Below are 17,066 nucleotides of genomic sequence, written 5' to 3' on the forward strand. Positions count from 1 at the left end.
ATTAAAGAAAATTTTTGTAAAATTAAAACTTTTCTAGCCATTAAAGCTTTCAAATCCGAATTTCGGTGCTTTGTGGTACTTACCAAATTATTAAGGAAAAAGCAATGTATGCTATTATTAAACACAGCGGAAAGCAGTATAAAGTTAGCGTTGGCGATGAGTTAAAGCTAGATCACTTTGAAGCTGAAAGCAAAGCAAATATTGAAGTAAGCGAAGTTCTTGCTATCAATGATAAAGAATTAAAGGTAGGTGCGCCTTTCGTAGCAGGTGCAAAGGTTGTTTTGGAAGTGATTAATCACGGAAAAGATAAAAAAGTTGTGATTTATAAAAAAAGACGCAGAAAAGATTCTAAACTTAAACGCGGTTTTAGAAGACAATTCACTCGCGTTGTAGTAAAAGATATCAAAGTTTAAGGAGTAAAGAATGGCACACAAGAAAGGTCAAGGTTCAACTCAAAATAACCGCGATTCCATAGGTCGTCGTTTAGGTGTTAAAAAATTTGGTGGCGAGTTTGTTAGAGCTGGAAATATCATCATCCGCCAAAGAGGAACTGCAACTCATGCAGGTAACAATGTAGGCATGGGAAAAGATCATACTATCTTTGCTCTAATTGATGGTTTTGTAAAATTCGAAAGAAAAGACAAAGATAGAAAAAAAGTTTCTGTATATCCTGCATAAGTTTTTAGGACGCTTTTTAGCGTCTTGAAAACTTTAAATTTATAAATTTAACTTCTTTTATGTACTCAAATTTAGCTTTATAAATTTAAAGTCAAAGGCAATTTAAATGTTTATTGATAGTGTTAAAATTACTTTAGCTTCAGGCGATGGTGGCAAAGGTGCTGTAAGTTTTCGCCGTGAAAAACATGTTCCACTTGGTGGCCCTGATGGAGGAGATGGTGGAAATGGCGGGGATATCATCTTCGTTTGCGATAATAATACACATACACTTGTAAATTTTAAAGGAAAAAGAGAATTGCGTGCACAAAATGGCGCAGGTGGAATGGGTCGCAACAAAAATGGAAAAAAGGGTGAAAATTTAGAACTTATAGTGCCCGAAGGAACGCAAGTTATCGATGTACAAACCAATGAAATTTTACTTGATCTTACCAAAGAAGGACAAAGAGAACTTTTTCTAAAAGGCGGCAAAGGAGGGCTTGGAAATACGCATTTTAAACATGCAACCAATCAGCGCCCTGATTATGCACAGCCAGGCATTAAAGGCGAAAGTCGTTTAGTAAGACTTGAGCTTAAACTTATTGCTGATGTAGGGCTTGTAGGCTTTCCAAATGTGGGAAAATCCACCCTTATAAGTGTAGTTTCAAATGCTAAGCCTGAAATCGCAAATTATGAATTTACCACGCTCACACCAAAATTAGGACTTGTAGATGTGGATGAGTATAATTCTTTTGTGATGGCTGATATTCCAGGGATCATCGAAGGTGCAAGCGGAGGCAAAGGCTTAGGACTTGCATTTTTAAAACATATAGAAAGGACTAGCTTTTTACTTTTTGTATTAGATCCTATGAGAGAAATGCCCCTAAAAGAGCAATTTATAGTATTAAGAAATGAGCTTGAGAAATTTTCAAATGAGCTTTTTGGGCGTGAGTTTGGCATAATGGTTTCAAAAAGTGATAGTGTGAATTTGGGTGAAGATTTTGCCGAGCAAATCGCTTTAAATATAAAAGATTTAGAAGATTATCTTAAAGAAAACAATAACCCACAAGGTTTTTTAATCAAAGTATCAAGCCTTGAAAAAACTGGACTTAAAGAGCTTAAATTTATGCTTTTAGAAGAGATTAAAAAATTAAGAGAAAAGCGTGAAAAAAGGTGATAAGATAATCACCTCGAGATATTTTAATTATAATCTTGATCTATAGCAAAATTAAATTTTTAACTTTTTAATCTCATTTTCAAGCACACCATAAGGCGTTAAGCCTATGAATTTTTCATCTATCTTGCCTTCTTTAAAAAAGCTAAGTACAGGTACTCCGTATATTTCTCCAACTGCACCTGAGAGATATTTGGCTGCTTTTTTTTCATAAAATAAAGCCAGATGCGACAAACCCTTTTCATCTGCCCAAGCTTTAGCATCCTTTGCATCTTTAGCATCGCCTAGTACTATAAAAATATTAAAATCATAATTTTTAGCTAAATCTTGCAAAATAGGAATTTGCTCTTTACAAACCCCACAATCTTTAGTAAAAAATACTAATGCAAAATTTTGTGTTTGATCGTCTAATTTTAAACTTTTTTCAAAACCATTATAAGAGAAATTATAAATTTTATTGCTATTTAAAGCTTTAAAATTTTCTCCACTATCGCAAGCTATAAAAAATAAAGCTACAATTAAAGCAAAGAGATAAGTTTGGATTCGAAAGTTTGCCATGGTTTTTCTCCTAAAATTCTTTCTTTTATAATCCCATCTTTAAGTATGATGGTGGTTGGAGTTGCAAATACAGCGTAGCGATCATTGGTGATTTTAAGATCATCAGTTAAAACTTTGATATTTTTAAAATTTAATTGTTCAGCTAAAACCTGAACGACTTCAGCTTTATCTACCGAATTTATAGCATAAACGCTGATTTTATTTGGGTGTTCTTGCATAAATTTATCCAAAGAAGGCAGCTCTTGCAAACAAGAAGGACATCCATTTTGAAAGAAAACTAAGACTTTTATATTGCTTTTATCATCAGCTAATTTAACAGCCTTTCCTAAAGTATCTTTAGCTGAAATTTCAGCTCCTATTTGGCCAATTTTACCTTGGTTTTGATTTGCATCAAAAGAGCAAGCATTAAGTAAAAAAAGACCTATGAAAAATAAAAATACTTTTTTCATTTTAAAACTCCATGCTGTAAGATAAGGGTGCGATCTGCAAATTTTGCTAATTCGGGATTGTGTGTGATCAAGACTATAGTTTTGCCCTCATTTTTTAATTTTTGCAAGGTTTGAAGAACGATTTTTTCATTGGCTTCATCTAAATTCCCCGTAGGCTCGTCAGCAAGTAAAATTTCAGGATTGTTAATTAATGCTCTTGCTATACAAACTCTTTGTTGCTCTCCACCGCTTAGTTGGCTTGGTAAATGGCTAAGGCGATGTGAAAGTCCTACTTTTTCAAGTACAGCTTTTGCATCTTCTTCATCTACACTAGAATGATAGTATTGCGAAAGCATAACATTTTCTAAGGCGCTAAGGTAAGGAATGAGATGAAATTGCTGAAAAATAAGACCGATTTTTTCTCGGCGCAAAGTGATTTTTTGCTCTTCATTGATTTGTTCTAAATCTTCATTATCTAAAATATATTTACCACTACTAGGATCATCCATAAGAGATAATATATTTAAAAGCGTTGATTTTCCGCTTCCAGAAGGACCCATGATGGCAAGCCATTCTCCTTTGTAAATATTTAAATTTATATTATCCAGTGCTTTTACTTTACCAAATTCTTTACTTAAATTTTTAATTTGTATAAGTTCTTTCATCATTCACCTTTCAAATTTTCACAGACATTGATTTTTAATGCTTTTTTTATAGGAAAAAAGGCAGCCAAAAAGGCAAAAATCAAAGAAATGATTAAGGCTATAAAAACAGCTATAAATCTAAAATCTATACTTGCATTAAAAATCAAATATCCAAATATATTTGCTAAAAATATTCCACAAAAAGCCCCTATAATGCTAGCAAAAAGACTAATGATAAAATATTCACAAGCAAAAAGCTTGAAAATTTCACTTTTTTTAGCACCCAAGGCTAAACGCAAGGCAATTTCTTTTTTACGCGAAAATATAATCGAGCTTAGAGTGGTGTTTACGCTTGTTGTGACTATGATTAAGACAACAAGTATGATTAAAAACATTAAAGCTTTTATTTTGTCTAAAACTAGGCCTTCGCTTAAAGATACTGATGAAATAGGTTTTGTATTAATGTTTTCATTGCTAATATTTTTTGTTTTTGTATTTATCTCATCAAAATTCCCATAAACAACCGCATTAGCATACTGAATTCCAAAGGTATCGCTTAAATTTTGTACTACGCTTAAAGGCGCTAAAACTATGCTGTCTAATTCATCATTACTTAAGAGTATGCCTTTTATCGTAAGCTTGGTAGTTTTGCCATTTTCTGGGTTGTAAATTTGAAGTTCATTGCCTACTTTAAGTCCTAGTTGTTTGGATAAATTAATACCCAAAAAAGCTGAATTTTCATCAAAATCACTTAGAGAAAAGCTCCCTTCTTTAACTTCTATAAAAGGCTTAGTTATCTTTAAGGCTCTAAAATCTGTACCCAAAACTACTCCACTAGTGCTACCCAAATTTAAAAATGTATACAAAAAAGGAGTTAAGGCTCTAGCTTTTAAATTCTTTTTTGCTTCTTCATAGTCTTGATTTAAGATAAGCTCTTTATCATTTTTAGGCTCGATGATAACATTTGCTCCATAAGCTTTTAATTCTTTAGAAAGCTTTGTATCAATATCAAAATAAATATTTAAAAAAGCCGAGCAAGTTAGTGCTCCTATAAAAACACTTAAGACAATAATAAAAAGTCTTTGATAAGAAAAAGCAATGCTTTTAAAAAGCTCATTTAAAAAAAACTTATCTACCATAAAGAACTCCTGCGGGAGAAAGATTTGCAATATTTTTTATAGGAAGCAAGCATCCAAGTATAGCTATCAAACCTGCAAATACAAGACTTAAAGGCAAGGCTATAAAAGCAATGTTTATAAAATATCCAAAAATTCCAAGGCTGATAAGCTCTGAAAGTCCTATGCCAAAAATAAATCCAAATACAGCAGAAACTAAAGCTATGATCAAATTTTCACCTGCAAAAAGTAAGTAAATTTGAAATGTATTTGCTCCAAGTACTTTTAAAAGCCCTATTTCTTTTTTTCTGCGGTGAATTTCAGAACTCATTAAACTTGAAATCGCAATGCTTGCAACAATAAGACAAATAATACAAGTAATAGCCATCAAAGACTGAATTTTTTTAACAACCAAACTTTGAGCATCGCTTATGGCATTGAGTGCTTTTGCATCCGCTCCTGGCAAGCCATCGCTAATTTGACTAGCAATTGATCCTACATAAGCTGAGCAATACCATTTATCGTATTCTATTTGATCGAGTTTTTCCTCGCCCATTCGGCGTACCTTTTCAGAAAGGGCTGATTCAGGTATGGTAAAAGCTCTTACTTCAGCACTTGCATATAAGCCTTTTTTTTCTAATAATTCTTGAGCTAAATTTAAAGGAGTGATGATTTTGTTTGACATTTTAGGATTGGCGTGGAGTAAAATTCCTACAATTTTTACTTCTTTTGAAATTTTATTTTCTCCTATGAGTTGTATCGTGTCATTGATTTTAAGATCGTTATTTTTAGCAAAATCTTCGCCTAGCATGATTTCATTGCTGTCATCTTTAGCCCATTTGCCTTGCACTTTCAAATAAGGATAAAGACTTTTAATACCTGTGATAAAATCATCATCATCTTTAATTTTTATGACTTTTTGAAAATAAGTACCATAAATAAGTGCTTTTTGTTGGGAGTTTTCAATTGTGATTTTACCTTCCAAAAAAGGAGCAAGTGCGGTGATGTTGTTACGCCAATAAATGTCTTTAATCATATATAAATTTTTTTCTTCTAGGTAGTTTTTGTTTTTTAAGGGTTCATAAAGTTCATTACCTATTTCTATACTAAGGCTTGAGCCTTTGGGTAAAACAAGGATATTAGAGCCATAGCTTTTGAGTTGCTTAGTTACTTCATCGCCTATACTTAGAGTGATATTTAACATTGTACATAGTAAAAGCGTAGCCAAAAAACAAGTAAGAAAAGCTAGAAATTTTTGAATTTTATTTCTAAAGATAGAATGAGTTATCATTTTAACTAGCATTATTTCTCCTTTGGATTAAAAATAAAGCTTCTGTATCTTCTACATATTTCATAGGATCTTTCTTAAATTCCTCATAGTTTTTTTCATTTGAAAAATAATAAGTTATACCTTTATAGCTGTAAGAAAAAGGTGCTTGAGTGTTAATGATCTTATCTTTTGAAACAGGATCTTGCACTTGTATATCTTTAATTTGACTAAAATAATTAGATCCTGCTACAACATCTTTAACATCTATGGTGATTTTTTCACCATCATAATCGTATTTTAATGGGATAGGATTGCAACCCCCTGTTTTTCCTACACTCGGTAGAAAAATTCGCACATTGCACGAAATGCAAATTAATTCCCCTTCTTTTTTAATATAACCCATATCCCCACAAATAGCACAAGCATCAAAAACAGCCACAGGAGAATCCCTATCTTCTCTTTTATTGATGAGGAAAAATCTTATCACTTTGCCTTGCTCGCTTATATAAGCAAAACGATGAAGTTTGTTATCTCTTAAAAGCGCTACATCAAATATAAATTTGCCATTTTTATCAGGTAAAAGTTCTGTAGGCTCGTCTATGCTTAAGGGTTTAGAACTTACCATAAAAAAGTATAAGATGATACAAAAACTCAAAATACAAGAGATAAAAACACTAGAAAAATAGCGATTTATGAGAGTATTTTTTGCTTCATTTTTGCGGTAAACAATATCTAAAATTTGCTTTTTTACAATATTTTTTTTGCGAATTTGCAAACTTAAAAATGCTAAAAAAATGATGAAAAATAAATAAACATAAATTCCAAAAACACCAAAATAATTACTTTTTCCAACAAAACTTACTAAAAAAGTATGAGTTTCTATGAAAGAATTTCTCATCAGTGTAAGCAATATATTTGCTAAAACCTTATCTCCTTCTATAAAAATAAGGATTAAAAAAAGTATAAAACTTGCTTTTTTGTTGATATTCTTTTGCCATTTTAAAAAGAAGAAAATTAAAATACAAATTAATAAAGCTAAAGCAATAAAACCCAAAGAAGAAATGGCTTCACTATCGATTAAAACACCGTTAAATATAGGAAAATCTTGAGTTAAATTATAATAATGCAAAGCTATACAAAAACTCAAAATTCCTAGTAAAATAGAATTCAAAATTTCTATTTTTTGCCAAAAATAAAGCACAAAACTCAAAAGCAAACAGGCTATAAAAATAAAATTGAAATTAAATATCAAATTCTCGGTTTTTAAAAATTGTGCTGCGATAAAAAAAGCAAAATATCCAAATAAAAAGCCCAAAAAAACTACTAAAAAACTTTTAAAAATATATTTTTTATTAGGAGTGATAAAGGCCATTAAAATACTTAGCGGTAAAACACTGATAAGAAAATGCACAAAATATATACTCATAATTTACTCTTTAAACATTGTTATTTTAATTTTTCAAATAAAAATAAAAATATTCAAACACTCGGAAAATCCGAGCGTAAAATTATTTTGGCGTGCCTGTGTATTTGAATTTATAATCTACTTTAAAAGGTTCAAACCACTTACCCACACCTGTTTCTTCATCAACATGGCGTCCAAAACCTTGTTTTTCTGGATTTGAGATATAAAAAGTAAGTTCATAATTTCCTACGCCAAAGCCACCTTTTTTATCTTTTTCCATAGCAATATTTGCACCATAGTGAGGACCATCATCAGCCACCATAGGCATCAAAGTTCCACGTTTAATTGCACCTGTGTCAGTATTTTTAAGTTCATAAGCTATAGTTAAATAAGGCATCCAAAAACCTTCTGGAAAACCATTTGGATTGTTTTTAAGTGCGTGAATGTCAGCTTCTAGGTGAATATCTGCTAAAGATGCAGCCAAATCAATACCCCTTGGTTCCATTTCGATAGGTTGCAAATAAACAGCGGCTATTTCCATGCCATTAAGTTCTTTTGGATCGCCGATCGGCACTTCGCCTGCAAATAAATTTGTACTAATAACCGCAGCTGCAGCAACTACTGATAAAACTTTTTTTATCATGATTTTACTCCTTTTTTTGAAATTTGTTTTGTTATTAAAATGCCAATAATTAGCATAATTAAAACTATAAATTGAGGGATTAAAGTTTCATAGTAAGGATAAATTCCAAGCCATAAAATCGGTTCAAAATTCATAGGTATAAGACTAGGAATGATGACTTTTCCTTCTATGAGTTCGGCTATGCTTTTGCCTGTAAAAACAAAAACCATGTAAAAAATAATGTAAGAAGTGATATAGAAAAATTGTTTTACAGGTATGCGAATGGCTCCTGCTTTTAAAAGAAAATATAAAACAATAAGTATTAAAATTCCAAGTCCAAGTCCGCCAAAAACAGCACCAAAATCAGTGCTTGTTTTAGCATCAAAAAGCAAGGCTTGATAAAAAAGCACAGTTTCTGCACCTTCTCTATAAACAGCTAAAAATACGGTGATCCAAAGGGTTTTTGCACTATTGTTTGATATAGCATCTATAGCACCTTGTTTGATAAAGCTTGTCCATTTTTTATTTTGTGCGTTTGAAAGTAGCCAAAAGCCCACATAAAAGAGTAGTAATACGGCTATAAGCATGGTAATACCTTCTATAAGCTCTCTACTTTGACCTGCATTTTCTTTAAATAGCCAAGAAACTCCAAAAGCGGTAATAAAACTTAAAATCACTCCTGTAAAAAGAGCACTATAGGCGATATTTAGACGATTTTTGTTGCCACTTTGCACAAGATAAGAAACAATGGCTACAATGATAATCAAAGCTTCCAAGCCTTCACGCAAAATAATACCTAAAGCCCATATAAACAGCGAATAAGGAGTAGAATCTTGAATTTTATCCACGCTGCTGGCTATGAGTTGTTCTAAGTCATTAAAAGTAGCTTCAAACTCTTTTTTATCTGCACTTGCTTTAATCAGTGCCACGCCTTTGGAAAATAAACTTTCTATTTTAAGTTTTAAGCCACTATCTACAGCACCGATTTTATTTTCCATACCGCTTGCTTCAAAAATATCTAGATAAATTCCTTGTAAATCATCTACCATAGAAGTGCTAAAGCCATCATAATTTTTTAAAATTTCATCTAAAGCAAGTTTGATATCATTAGAAACTTTGGCATAATCTTTGCCTTTTGTTTCATCATTAAAGCCTGAAATTTGCAAACGTGAAAGTTCTGAATTTGGAATTTGTAAGAAAACATCAAAAATTTGTTCTTCTATGTTATCTAAGCCATCTCTTAAGCCTTTTTCATCTATTTTTGCATCGTTGATTTGGCGTATAAGGGTGCGTATGGCTTGTTGAATTTTTTGATCGTTTCCTGCTTTGGTAAATTTGTTTACTAAAATTTCTACTTTGGTATTGCGATAATCACTAAATAAGGCATCATTTAAAAAATCTTTACTAGTTTGGTAGTTTTTTTCTTTAAAAGCATTAGCTGCCTGTGAAAATTTGGTAGAGATATTATCTAGTATAAATTGCAATCTTGCGTCCATTGCAGCGGCAGCTTGTAAATCAGCGCTTGCATTATCATCTGTAAGTTTGCTTGTATCATTATTTATAGGTATAGGAGCTTGGGTGGTTAAAGAGCTTTGTGCTAAATCTTTTTTATCCACACCCATCATTTGTGCGATTAAAGCTTCTGCATCAGCTTCGCGTTTGGCATTGGCTTCTAGGCTTGATTTTTCAGCTTTAGCCTTATTATAGTTTATATCGCTTGCTTCTGCTTTTAAACGATATCCATTTTGTAAAATCGGAGCTACTTCATCAAGATCATAATAAAGACTATCAATTAAAGCATTAATTTGTGTCAAAGGAGCTTCATCTTTATACATGCGACGCAAATTTACAAATTTACGTTCCATAGTGATAGCTTTTCTTCCTATGTTTCTTCCTATTAGGCCTTCCATATTTTCAAAATGTTGAAAATACGCATCTTCGCTAAGCTTTTTAGCCTTTAAATTATCGCCCTTTTCATAGCTTTTTATACTCTCTTCTAATATATTTTTAATAGTATTAGCTTCTGCTACATAATCATCAACTCTAGCAAAAACTGAATTTGCTAGAAAGAGCATAGAGAGAAAAAACAAAATTTTAAAAAATTTCATACATTTCCTTAAAAAATATAAAAAATAATATTTATTATCAATATTGATAGAAGTATAATACAAACCATATTAAACAAAAATAAAAATTATTTTTATCGAATTTAAAGGGTTAAGTGTTTAAAATTTTTTCCGATACTACTCAAGTCTTCATACATAAATTATACTTAGGAGGGTGTTATGATTTCAGACGCAACTATGAGTAATGCTAATTTATTAACAGCGGTAAATACTTCAGTTTTGAAAAAATCAATGGATACAAATGAAGTGTTGATGAATGAGCTTATCAAAGGTATGGAGAGTGCATCGGGGGCTTCTGCTTTGCAAACTTCTAGCTCTAGTGGTTTGGATATTTACGCTTAAATATCTTAAGAACAAGCTTAAGAACTTTTTGGTATCTTGGGCTTGTTTTTTCAAATAATTATTTCTTTAGTATTTTTTCGTTATAATTTTACCATATTTATTTATCGTATTAAATTTTTACAAATATTTACTTAGGAGCAAGGATGCAAATGATAAAGAAGATGGTTTTAAGTGAGACTTTCCCTGGTATTTTGCTTATATTTTTTACATTTTTAGCTTTATTATGTAAAAATTCTTCTTTAAGTGTTATTTATACAGATTTTTTTCATGCTAATTTTACAGTAGGATTTGAACATTTTCAAATTTCAAAGTCGTTGGATTTATGGATAAATGATGGTTTGATAGCTATATTTTTTCTATGTATAGGGCTTGAGTTAAAATATGAAATTTTACGTGGGCAACTTAAAAATATAAGAGCTGTATCTTTACCTATATTTGGAGCTTTAGGGGGTATGATTACTCCGGCTTTAATTTTTATTGCTATTAATTATTCCCATGATTTTGCTATGAAAGGTTGGGCAATACCTACAGCAACTGATATAGCTTTTGCAGTGGGTATTTTAATGCTTTTGGGAAATAAAATTCCTACAAGTTTAAAACTTTTTTTACTCTCTTTAGCTATTTTTGATGATTTGGGTGCCATTGTTATTATTGCTTTGTTTTATACAGATCAGCTTTCAGCTTTAGCAATTATTATTTGTTTGTTTTGTATATTTGCTCTACTTTTGTTAAACTATTATCACATCACCCATCTTTCTTTGTATGTGTTAGTAGGTGTTGTGTTGTGGATAGCTATGCTTAAAAGTGGAGTGCATGCAACTTTGGCTGGTGTGATCATTTCTTTATTTATACCACTTGATACAAAAAATAAAAAACCTTATTTGCATGAAGTTCTTAAGGATTTAAATCCTTGGGTGGTTTATTTTATCTTGCCTTTATTTGCTTTTGCTAATGCTGGGATTGATATCAGAGATATGCATCTTGGTTCGGTATTTTCGCCTGTAAGCCTTGGAATTATTCTAGGATTATTTTTAGGAAAGCAACTAGGTGTTTTTACTTTTTGTTTTATTGCTATCAAACTTAAGCTTGCAAAACTACCTGAAAATATTAAATATGGAAAATTTTATGGTATATGTATTTTAACAGGCATCGGTTTTACGATGAGCTTGTTTATTGATGGTTTGGCTTATAAAAATAGTGATATTTTTGAATATGCGGATAAACTTGCTATTTTAGTAGCTAGTTTTTTAAGTGCCATTGTTGGTTTTATTTATCTTAAGATTGTTAAATGAATAATATAGTACATAAATTAAAAACTTTAGTTTTAAACGAGGCTTTTGGCGGCGTTTTACTTATAGTTTGCACTTTGCTTGCTTTGCTTGTGCAAAATGGATCTTTTAGCGAACATTATCGAGAATTTCTAAATTTAAAAGTCGGATTTAGTGTAGGTGAATTTGAGCTTAATAAGCCTTTTTTACTTTGGATAAATGATGGGCTTATATCTATATTTTTCTTTGCTATAGGGCTTGAGCTTAAAAAGGAATTTTTGCACGGGGATTTTAAAAATCCTAAAAATATTGTTTTACCTTTTATGGCTGCTTTAGGGGGTATACTTATACCTGCGATGTTGTTTGCTTTGGTAAATATAGGAGATGCTTATACTTTAAAAGGTTGGGCTATACCTACAGCCACAGATACAGCGTTTGCCTTAGCGATTTTAATGATGTGTGGCAAGCATATTCCATCAAGTTTAAAAATTTTCTTACTTTCTTTGGCTATTTTTGATGATGTGGGTGCTATTTTAATTATAGCTATTTTTTATACGACAAAATTATCAATAGTTGCTTTTGTCGTTGCAGGAATTGCTATTTTGGCAATGCTTGTTTTAAATATTTTAGGAATAACAAGAAAGTCTTTTTATTTTATTTGCTCAGTTATTCTTTGGATTAGTGTTTTAAAAAGTGGTGTGCATGCAACTTTAGCTGGAATCATAACAGCATTTTTTATACCGATGCAAACTAAAAATGGAGAAGCATTTTTAGAAGAAATCTATGAAAGTCTAAAATTTTGGCTCGCTTTCGTTATATTGCCTTTATTTGCTTTTGCTAACGCTGGGGTAAATTTATCCAATATCGATATAGGAGCAATTTTTTCAGGTGTAAGTGTAGGTATTTTCTTGGGGCTTTTTGTGGGTAAACAAGTGGGTGTATTTTTATTTTCTTATTTGGCAATCCGCTTTAAATTTGCAGCTTTGCCCCAAGGTTCAAATTTGAAACAACTTTATGGGGTTTGCATACTTACAGGAATTGGTTTTACAATGAGTTTGTTTATTGATGGATTGGCGTATGAAGTTAGTGATATTTTTAATTATGCAGATAACTTAGCTATTCTTATAGCCTCATTTTGTTCTGGGATTTGGGGTTTTATTTATCTTAAATTCTTTACTACTCGATCTTAAGGGGATTGATGAGGCATATTTTTTTTATTATTACGATTATATTTTTTATAAGTGGATGTAGTTTTTATCAGAATCTAAACTATCGTCCTAGTTACAACACAAATAAAGAAGCAAGGCTCAAAGTTATTGCAAATGAATGGAAAAAAACCCCTTATGTTTTAGGTGGAACTAGTAAAAAAGGTGCTGATTGTTCAGGATTTACACAGAGCGCATTAGCTCAGCTTAATATACGCATACCTCGCACTACAAAAACTCAATTAGGTTCTGGAAGAAAAGTTTCTAAATCAAAATTGCAAACAGGAGATTTGGTGTTTTTTAAGACAGGTAGAGGGCCAAATGGTATGCATGTTGGTATTTATATGAGCAAGGGAAAATTTATACATTTATCTACTAAAGGTGGAGTAAAAGAAGTCGAGCTAAATAGTTCTTATTGGAAGGCTCGTTATATAGGAGCAAGAAGGTATTAAAGTGAAAATAGGTGTATTTGATAGCGGAGTAGGAGGGCTTAGTGTTTTAAAATCTCTCTATGAAGCTAGGCTTTTTGATGAAATTATCTATTATGGAGATACCGCAAGAGTTCCTTATGGGGTGAAAGATAAAGATACTATTATAAAGTTCTGTCTTGAAGCATTGGAATTTTTTGAACAATTTCAAATTGATATGCTTATCATTGCATGTAATACTGCTAGTGCTTATGCTTTAGATGCTTTAAGAGCAAAAGCACATTTTCCAGTATATGGCGTAATTGATGCAGGGGTTGAAGCAACGATAAAAGCTTTGCATGATAAAAATAAAGAAATTTTAGTCATTGCGACAAAAGCAACCATTAAATCAGAAGAATACCAAAAGCGTTTATTATCTCAAGGATATACAAATATAAATGCTTTAGCTACAGGGCTTTTTGTGCCTATGGTTGAAGAAGGTATTTTTGAAGGAGATTTTTTGCAAAGTGCTATGGAATATTATTTTAAAAATATCACAACTCCAGATGCTTTGATACTCGCTTGCACTCATTTCCCTTTACTAGGACGTTCTTTAAGTAAGTATTTTGGTGATAAAACAAAATTAATTCATTCAGGAGATGCTATAGTTGAATTTCTTAAAGAAAGAGAAAATATAGATTTGAAAAATCATAAAGCAAAATTACATTTTTATGCTTCAAGCGATGTTGAATCTTTAAAAAATACTGCTAAAATTTGGCTAAATTTATAAGGAAATAAAATGATAGAATTGAAAAAACCAGATGAAATAGAAAAATTAAGAATAGCAAATCAAATTGTAGCAAAAACTTTAAATTTTTTAGAGAATGAAATTAAAATAGGAATGAGCTTAAAACAAATTGATAAAATGGCAGAAGATTATATTTTAAGCCTTGGCGCCAAGCCATCATTTAAGGGACTTTATGGTTTTCCGGGTGCCATTTGTACATCTTTAAATCAAGTTTGCATCCATGGAATTCCAGATGATAAAATTATCAAAGAGGGTGATATTTTAGGTCTTGATGTGGGAAGTTTGATTGATGGATATTATGGGGATGCAGCAATAACTATTGCTATAGGAGAAGTTTCACCCACTGATAAAGCTTTAATCTCTTGTGCTAAAGATGCGTTATACCATGCTATAGATATTATTCATGATGGAATGCGTTTTAAGGAACTTTCAGCTGCTTTAGGCGAATTTATCCATGCAAGAGGTTTTGTCCCGCTTCGTGGATATTGCGGGCATGGTATAGGACGAAAGCCCCATGGAGAGCCTGAAATTTTAAACTATTTAGAAAAAGGTGCGAGTGCAAAAAGTGGCCCTAAAATTAAAAATGGAATGGTGTTTTGCATAGAGCCTATGATATGCCAAAAAGATGGAACATCAAAGCATTATAATGGAAAATGGGATGCTGGAAGTATTGATGGGCTTAATGCGGCTCATTATGAACATTGTGTTGCTGTGATTAATGGGCGTGCTGAAATTCTTTCTATGATATGATATTAAATTATAAAAATAATATTTTTTTCTTAAAATCCTAAAAATTTAAAATTTTTTAAATAATATTGTATTAATATTCTTTAATAATTTAAGTTTAAAGAGATCTTTTAAGATCTCGTTTGGGTTAGGCTATTTCCCTCCCCCTTTTTTATTCGTAGCCTAACTCTCTTTTAGAGTTTGGAAAATCTCTTTAAGCTAAAATATATTATATTTGCTTAAAGAGAACAAACGATTACTATTCTTATTTAAATAAATTTTTAAAATCCATTGTAGAGTTATAAATTCCAGTATTATCCATAGTTTCGCCCATGGTAATTGCGGTTGCTAACTCCGATAGAATGATTTTTATTTCATCTCTTTTATCTTGTATATAGGCCAATACACCTTCGTAATTACTTGTTTGAAGAATTAAAAGCGGATTAGCAATTTCAAATTCAAAAAGTTTTTTACCAACATAAACATTGAAAATATTTCCAAAAAGGGCTGTTCCCATGAAAGAGCAGTTTTGTATAAGTTGTGATGCTGTGGCATCAAGAGTTCTTTTTTGCATATCATCTGAATTTTCATCTATTCTTTCTAGAATGCTTTTTTCTATTTTTTTTAAAGACATATCAAGCACTTGAAGCGCTCCTATAAAATCATTTGCATCATTGATTTGAGAGCAAATTTGATTTGCTTTAAATTCATTCACACCTTGAATTTCGCCTAAGTGTTTTTTAAATATTTCTAAATCACTTTTCATTGTTTACCTTTCAAAAATATTGCTAAAGGTTTAAAAAGCAAAAAGTGTTCCTATTTTTCATCAAGTGTGGCATTGATCCATAAAACTATTTCATTTCCTAGAGAATTTAAAGCTTTTTCAAAGGATTGATAGACATCAAAAATATCTATTTTTTTAACCCTTTCTTTGATTGAAAACAGGCGATGAGCGATGATTTTACTTTCTTTTGCGTCGATGAAATTTATACTAATAGAAATGCTTACATAATTTTCATTTTCATCAACCACTTGTTCAAAAGAATCTATCCTGCTTTCAAGTATATAATCACTTCTCACAGAGCTCCCTTGGGAAAGCAGGGCTTTAAAGATTTGACTTTGTTCAAATTTGGATAGCAGCAAGGATTGATAAAGATTGTTGGGCAAATCCGCCCAGAAGTGATGTGCGTAAGTCCCACTTACACCCTTTTGTATATAAACAATTGATCTTGAATGAAGATACAAGGGCAAGGATGCATTTTGAATTTTAAGAATTTTATCGCTTTTAATAAAATCAGCCTGAAGGGGAATTTCATCATTTTTAAGTATAAAGCTTTGCGTTTTATCAAGAGTGCTAGTTGGAACTGAACACGCGTTAAATATAAAGACTAAGATAGCTATGGGTATGAATTTTTTCATTATTTTTCTCCTGGTCCTAGTTTAGGTTGAGTTTCCTTAAAAATCAGATCTGATGGGCTTTTTTGTAAATTTTGTATCAAAATACTACTTTCTAAAAGTACTTTTTTCAAGAGTTCTAAATTTTCTTCTAGGGAAAGTCGTAAGTCATCATAAGAATCAAGTTTAACATTGGCTTTTTTTGCAAAAGAACTAAGAGCTAAAGCCCCTTCTTGAATATCTTTCAAGCTTGAGTTAAAACCTTTTGCGCTCAAACTTACATTATCCGCCATTTCTCCAAGTTTTAGACTAGTATTTGTGATATTTTGGCTTAATGCTTTAGAATTTTCATTTAAAGTAGTACTAAGTTGTGCTAAATTGCTTAAAAGTATTTCTAAATTCTTTATATTCTTATCACTAAAAAGCTCTTTTGATTTATCATCTGCCCTTTTTACTAAAGAAAAAATATGCTCACTTTGTCTATCTATAGCAGCAAAAAAACTTTCTTTAAATTGAATCACAGGAAATTCTTCTTCACCTTTTGCTTGAAGTCTTGGGCTGTTTTTAGAGCCTCCTTGAAGTTGTATAAATTTAAGCCCTGTGATGCCTTGAAGTTGTAAGGTTGCAAAAGTATCTTCTTTTATAGGGGTTCCTTTTTTGATTTTAATTAAAATATTTACCCCTAAATTTTCTTTATCATAAATACTGATATTTTCCACATTTCCTATCTCTACTCCCAAAAGCCTTACGGGAGCTTTGATTCCAAGGCCTGCAACAGATTCTTGTGTATGAATTTCATAGTATTCAAAACTTTCTTCTTTTGAGTATCCTCCAAGCCAAAGCATGAAACCAATACTAGCAAAAAAAACTCCAAAAACAAAAAGCCCTACAAAAAAATAATTTGCTTTATTCTCCACTT

At 31.3% G+C, this 17,066-nt stretch carries 20 protein-coding genes; 9 read left to right on the top strand and 11 right to left on the bottom strand.

What is annotated here, in order from left to right:
* Positions 1-104: 104 nt before the first annotated feature.
* The 3 genes from rplU to obgE all read left to right on the top strand — a co-directional run bounded on the left by rplU (position 105) and on the right by obgE (position 1,831).
* Positions 105-413: a 50S ribosomal protein L21 gene (gene rplU, locus BGS43_RS02510; RefSeq protein WP_002800973.1), complete on the top strand. Its 309-nt coding sequence runs from the start codon at positions 105-107 to the stop codon at positions 411-413.
* A gap of 10 nt (positions 414-423) precedes the next feature.
* Positions 424-678: a 50S ribosomal protein L27 gene (gene rpmA / locus BGS43_RS02515; RefSeq protein WP_002800974.1), complete on the top strand. Its 255-nt coding sequence runs from the start codon at positions 424-426 to the stop codon at positions 676-678.
* A gap of 106 nt (positions 679-784) precedes the next feature.
* Entirely contained in the window at positions 785-1,831 is a 1,047-nt protein-coding gene (obgE, locus tag BGS43_RS02520) for a GTPase ObgE (RefSeq protein ID WP_002800975.1), read from the top strand.
* Between the two features lie 51 nt (positions 1,832-1,882).
* Here the strand turns inward: obgE and BGS43_RS02525 are convergent, their stop codons facing one another.
* From BGS43_RS02525 to BGS43_RS02560, 8 genes are all read right to left on the bottom strand, one after another.
* A complete protein-coding gene (locus BGS43_RS02525; protein ID WP_002778823.1) occupies positions 1,883-2,386 on the bottom strand; it encodes a TlpA family protein disulfide reductase in 504 nt (167 codons plus the stop codon).
* Positions 2,347-2,835: a TlpA family protein disulfide reductase gene (locus BGS43_RS02530; RefSeq protein ID WP_096568677.1), complete on the bottom strand. Its 489-nt coding sequence runs from the start codon at positions 2,833-2,835 to the stop codon at positions 2,347-2,349. The genes BGS43_RS02525 and BGS43_RS02530 overlap by 40 nt, the downstream gene beginning before the upstream one ends.
* Entirely contained in the window at positions 2,832-3,482 is a 651-nt protein-coding gene (locus tag BGS43_RS02535; RefSeq protein WP_025398626.1) for an ABC transporter ATP-binding protein, read from the bottom strand. The genes BGS43_RS02530 and BGS43_RS02535 overlap by 4 nt, the downstream gene beginning before the upstream one ends.
* On the bottom strand, positions 3,479-4,597 hold the full coding sequence (locus tag BGS43_RS02540) for an ABC transporter permease (RefSeq protein ID WP_002826376.1): 1,119 nt from the start codon (positions 4,595-4,597) through the stop codon (positions 3,479-3,481). Before BGS43_RS02540 ends, BGS43_RS02535 begins: the two co-directional genes overlap by 4 nt.
* The gene (locus BGS43_RS02545; protein ID WP_096568680.1) at positions 4,587-5,879 is read right to left on the bottom strand and encodes an ABC transporter permease; all 1,293 of its coding nucleotides are present in this window, start codon (positions 5,877-5,879) and stop codon (positions 4,587-4,589) included. The genes BGS43_RS02540 and BGS43_RS02545 overlap by 11 nt, the downstream gene beginning before the upstream one ends.
* The gene (locus BGS43_RS02550; protein WP_002826379.1) at positions 5,866-7,269 is read right to left on the bottom strand and encodes a Fe-S-containing protein; all 1,404 of its coding nucleotides are present in this window, start codon (positions 7,267-7,269) and stop codon (positions 5,866-5,868) included. The genes BGS43_RS02545 and BGS43_RS02550 overlap by 14 nt, the downstream gene beginning before the upstream one ends.
* Positions 7,270-7,351: 82 nt before the next feature.
* Complete coding sequence (locus BGS43_RS02555) at positions 7,352-7,891, bottom strand: iron transporter (protein WP_002778842.1); 540 nt, start codon at positions 7,889-7,891, stop codon at positions 7,352-7,354.
* Positions 7,888-9,978, bottom strand: coding sequence for an FTR1 family iron permease (locus tag BGS43_RS02560; protein ID WP_096568683.1), 2,091 nt, complete (start codon positions 9,976-9,978; stop codon positions 7,888-7,890). Before BGS43_RS02560 ends, BGS43_RS02555 begins: the two co-directional genes overlap by 4 nt.
* 177 nt (positions 9,979-10,155) lie before the next feature.
* On the opposite strand from BGS43_RS02560, the gene BGS43_RS02565 reads away from it, so the two are divergent.
* The 6 genes from BGS43_RS02565 (at position 10,156) to map (ending at position 14,776) form a co-directional block, all read left to right on the top strand.
* On the top strand, positions 10,156-10,338 hold the full coding sequence (locus tag BGS43_RS02565) for a putative motility protein (protein ID WP_002778846.1): 183 nt from the start codon (positions 10,156-10,158) through the stop codon (positions 10,336-10,338).
* 143 nt (positions 10,339-10,481) lie between these two features.
* Positions 10,482-11,630, top strand: coding sequence for a Na+/H+ antiporter NhaA (gene nhaA / locus BGS43_RS02570; protein WP_002826382.1), 1,149 nt, complete (start codon positions 10,482-10,484; stop codon positions 11,628-11,630).
* Entirely contained in the window at positions 11,627-12,796 is a 1,170-nt protein-coding gene (nhaA, locus tag BGS43_RS02575) for a Na+/H+ antiporter NhaA (protein WP_002826383.1), read from the top strand. The genes nhaA (BGS43_RS02570) and nhaA (BGS43_RS02575) overlap by 4 nt, the downstream gene beginning before the upstream one ends.
* Positions 12,797-12,804: 8 nt before the next feature.
* Positions 12,805-13,263 carry a C40 family peptidase gene (locus BGS43_RS02580; RefSeq protein WP_002826385.1) on the top strand — a complete coding sequence of 153 codons (459 nt, stop codon included), beginning with the start codon at positions 12,805-12,807 and terminating at the stop codon, positions 13,261-13,263.
* Between the two features lies 1 nt (position 13,264).
* Positions 13,265-14,008: a glutamate racemase gene (gene murI / locus BGS43_RS02585; RefSeq protein WP_002826386.1), complete on the top strand. Its 744-nt coding sequence runs from the start codon at positions 13,265-13,267 to the stop codon at positions 14,006-14,008.
* A gap of 9 nt (positions 14,009-14,017) precedes the next feature.
* The gene (map, locus tag BGS43_RS02590; RefSeq protein WP_096568686.1) at positions 14,018-14,776 is read left to right on the top strand and encodes a type I methionyl aminopeptidase; all 759 of its coding nucleotides are present in this window, start codon (positions 14,018-14,020) and stop codon (positions 14,774-14,776) included.
* Positions 14,777-15,017: 241 nt separating this feature from the next.
* Here map and BGS43_RS02595 read toward each other — a convergent pair whose 3' ends face one another.
* The 3 genes from BGS43_RS02595 to BGS43_RS02605 are packed head-to-tail and all read right to left on the bottom strand — an operon-like array spanning position 15,018 to position 17,064.
* A complete protein-coding gene (locus BGS43_RS02595) occupies positions 15,018-15,518 on the bottom strand; it encodes a flagellar FLiS export co-chaperone (RefSeq protein ID WP_002892084.1) in 501 nt (166 codons plus the stop codon).
* A 50-nt stretch (positions 15,519-15,568) separates the two neighbouring features.
* A complete protein-coding gene (locus tag BGS43_RS02600) occupies positions 15,569-16,171 on the bottom strand; it encodes an ABC-type transport auxiliary lipoprotein family protein (RefSeq protein ID WP_052785116.1) in 603 nt (200 codons plus the stop codon).
* The gene (locus tag BGS43_RS02605) at positions 16,171-17,064 is read right to left on the bottom strand and encodes an MlaD family protein (protein WP_096568689.1); all 894 of its coding nucleotides are present in this window, start codon (positions 17,062-17,064) and stop codon (positions 16,171-16,173) included. Before BGS43_RS02605 ends, BGS43_RS02600 begins: the two co-directional genes overlap by 1 nt.
* Positions 17,065-17,066: the final 2 nt, after the last annotated feature.

This window comes from Campylobacter sp. 110 (assembly GCF_002383965.1).
Classification (GTDB): Bacteria; Campylobacterota; Campylobacteria; order Campylobacterales; family Campylobacteraceae; genus Campylobacter_D; species Campylobacter_D coli.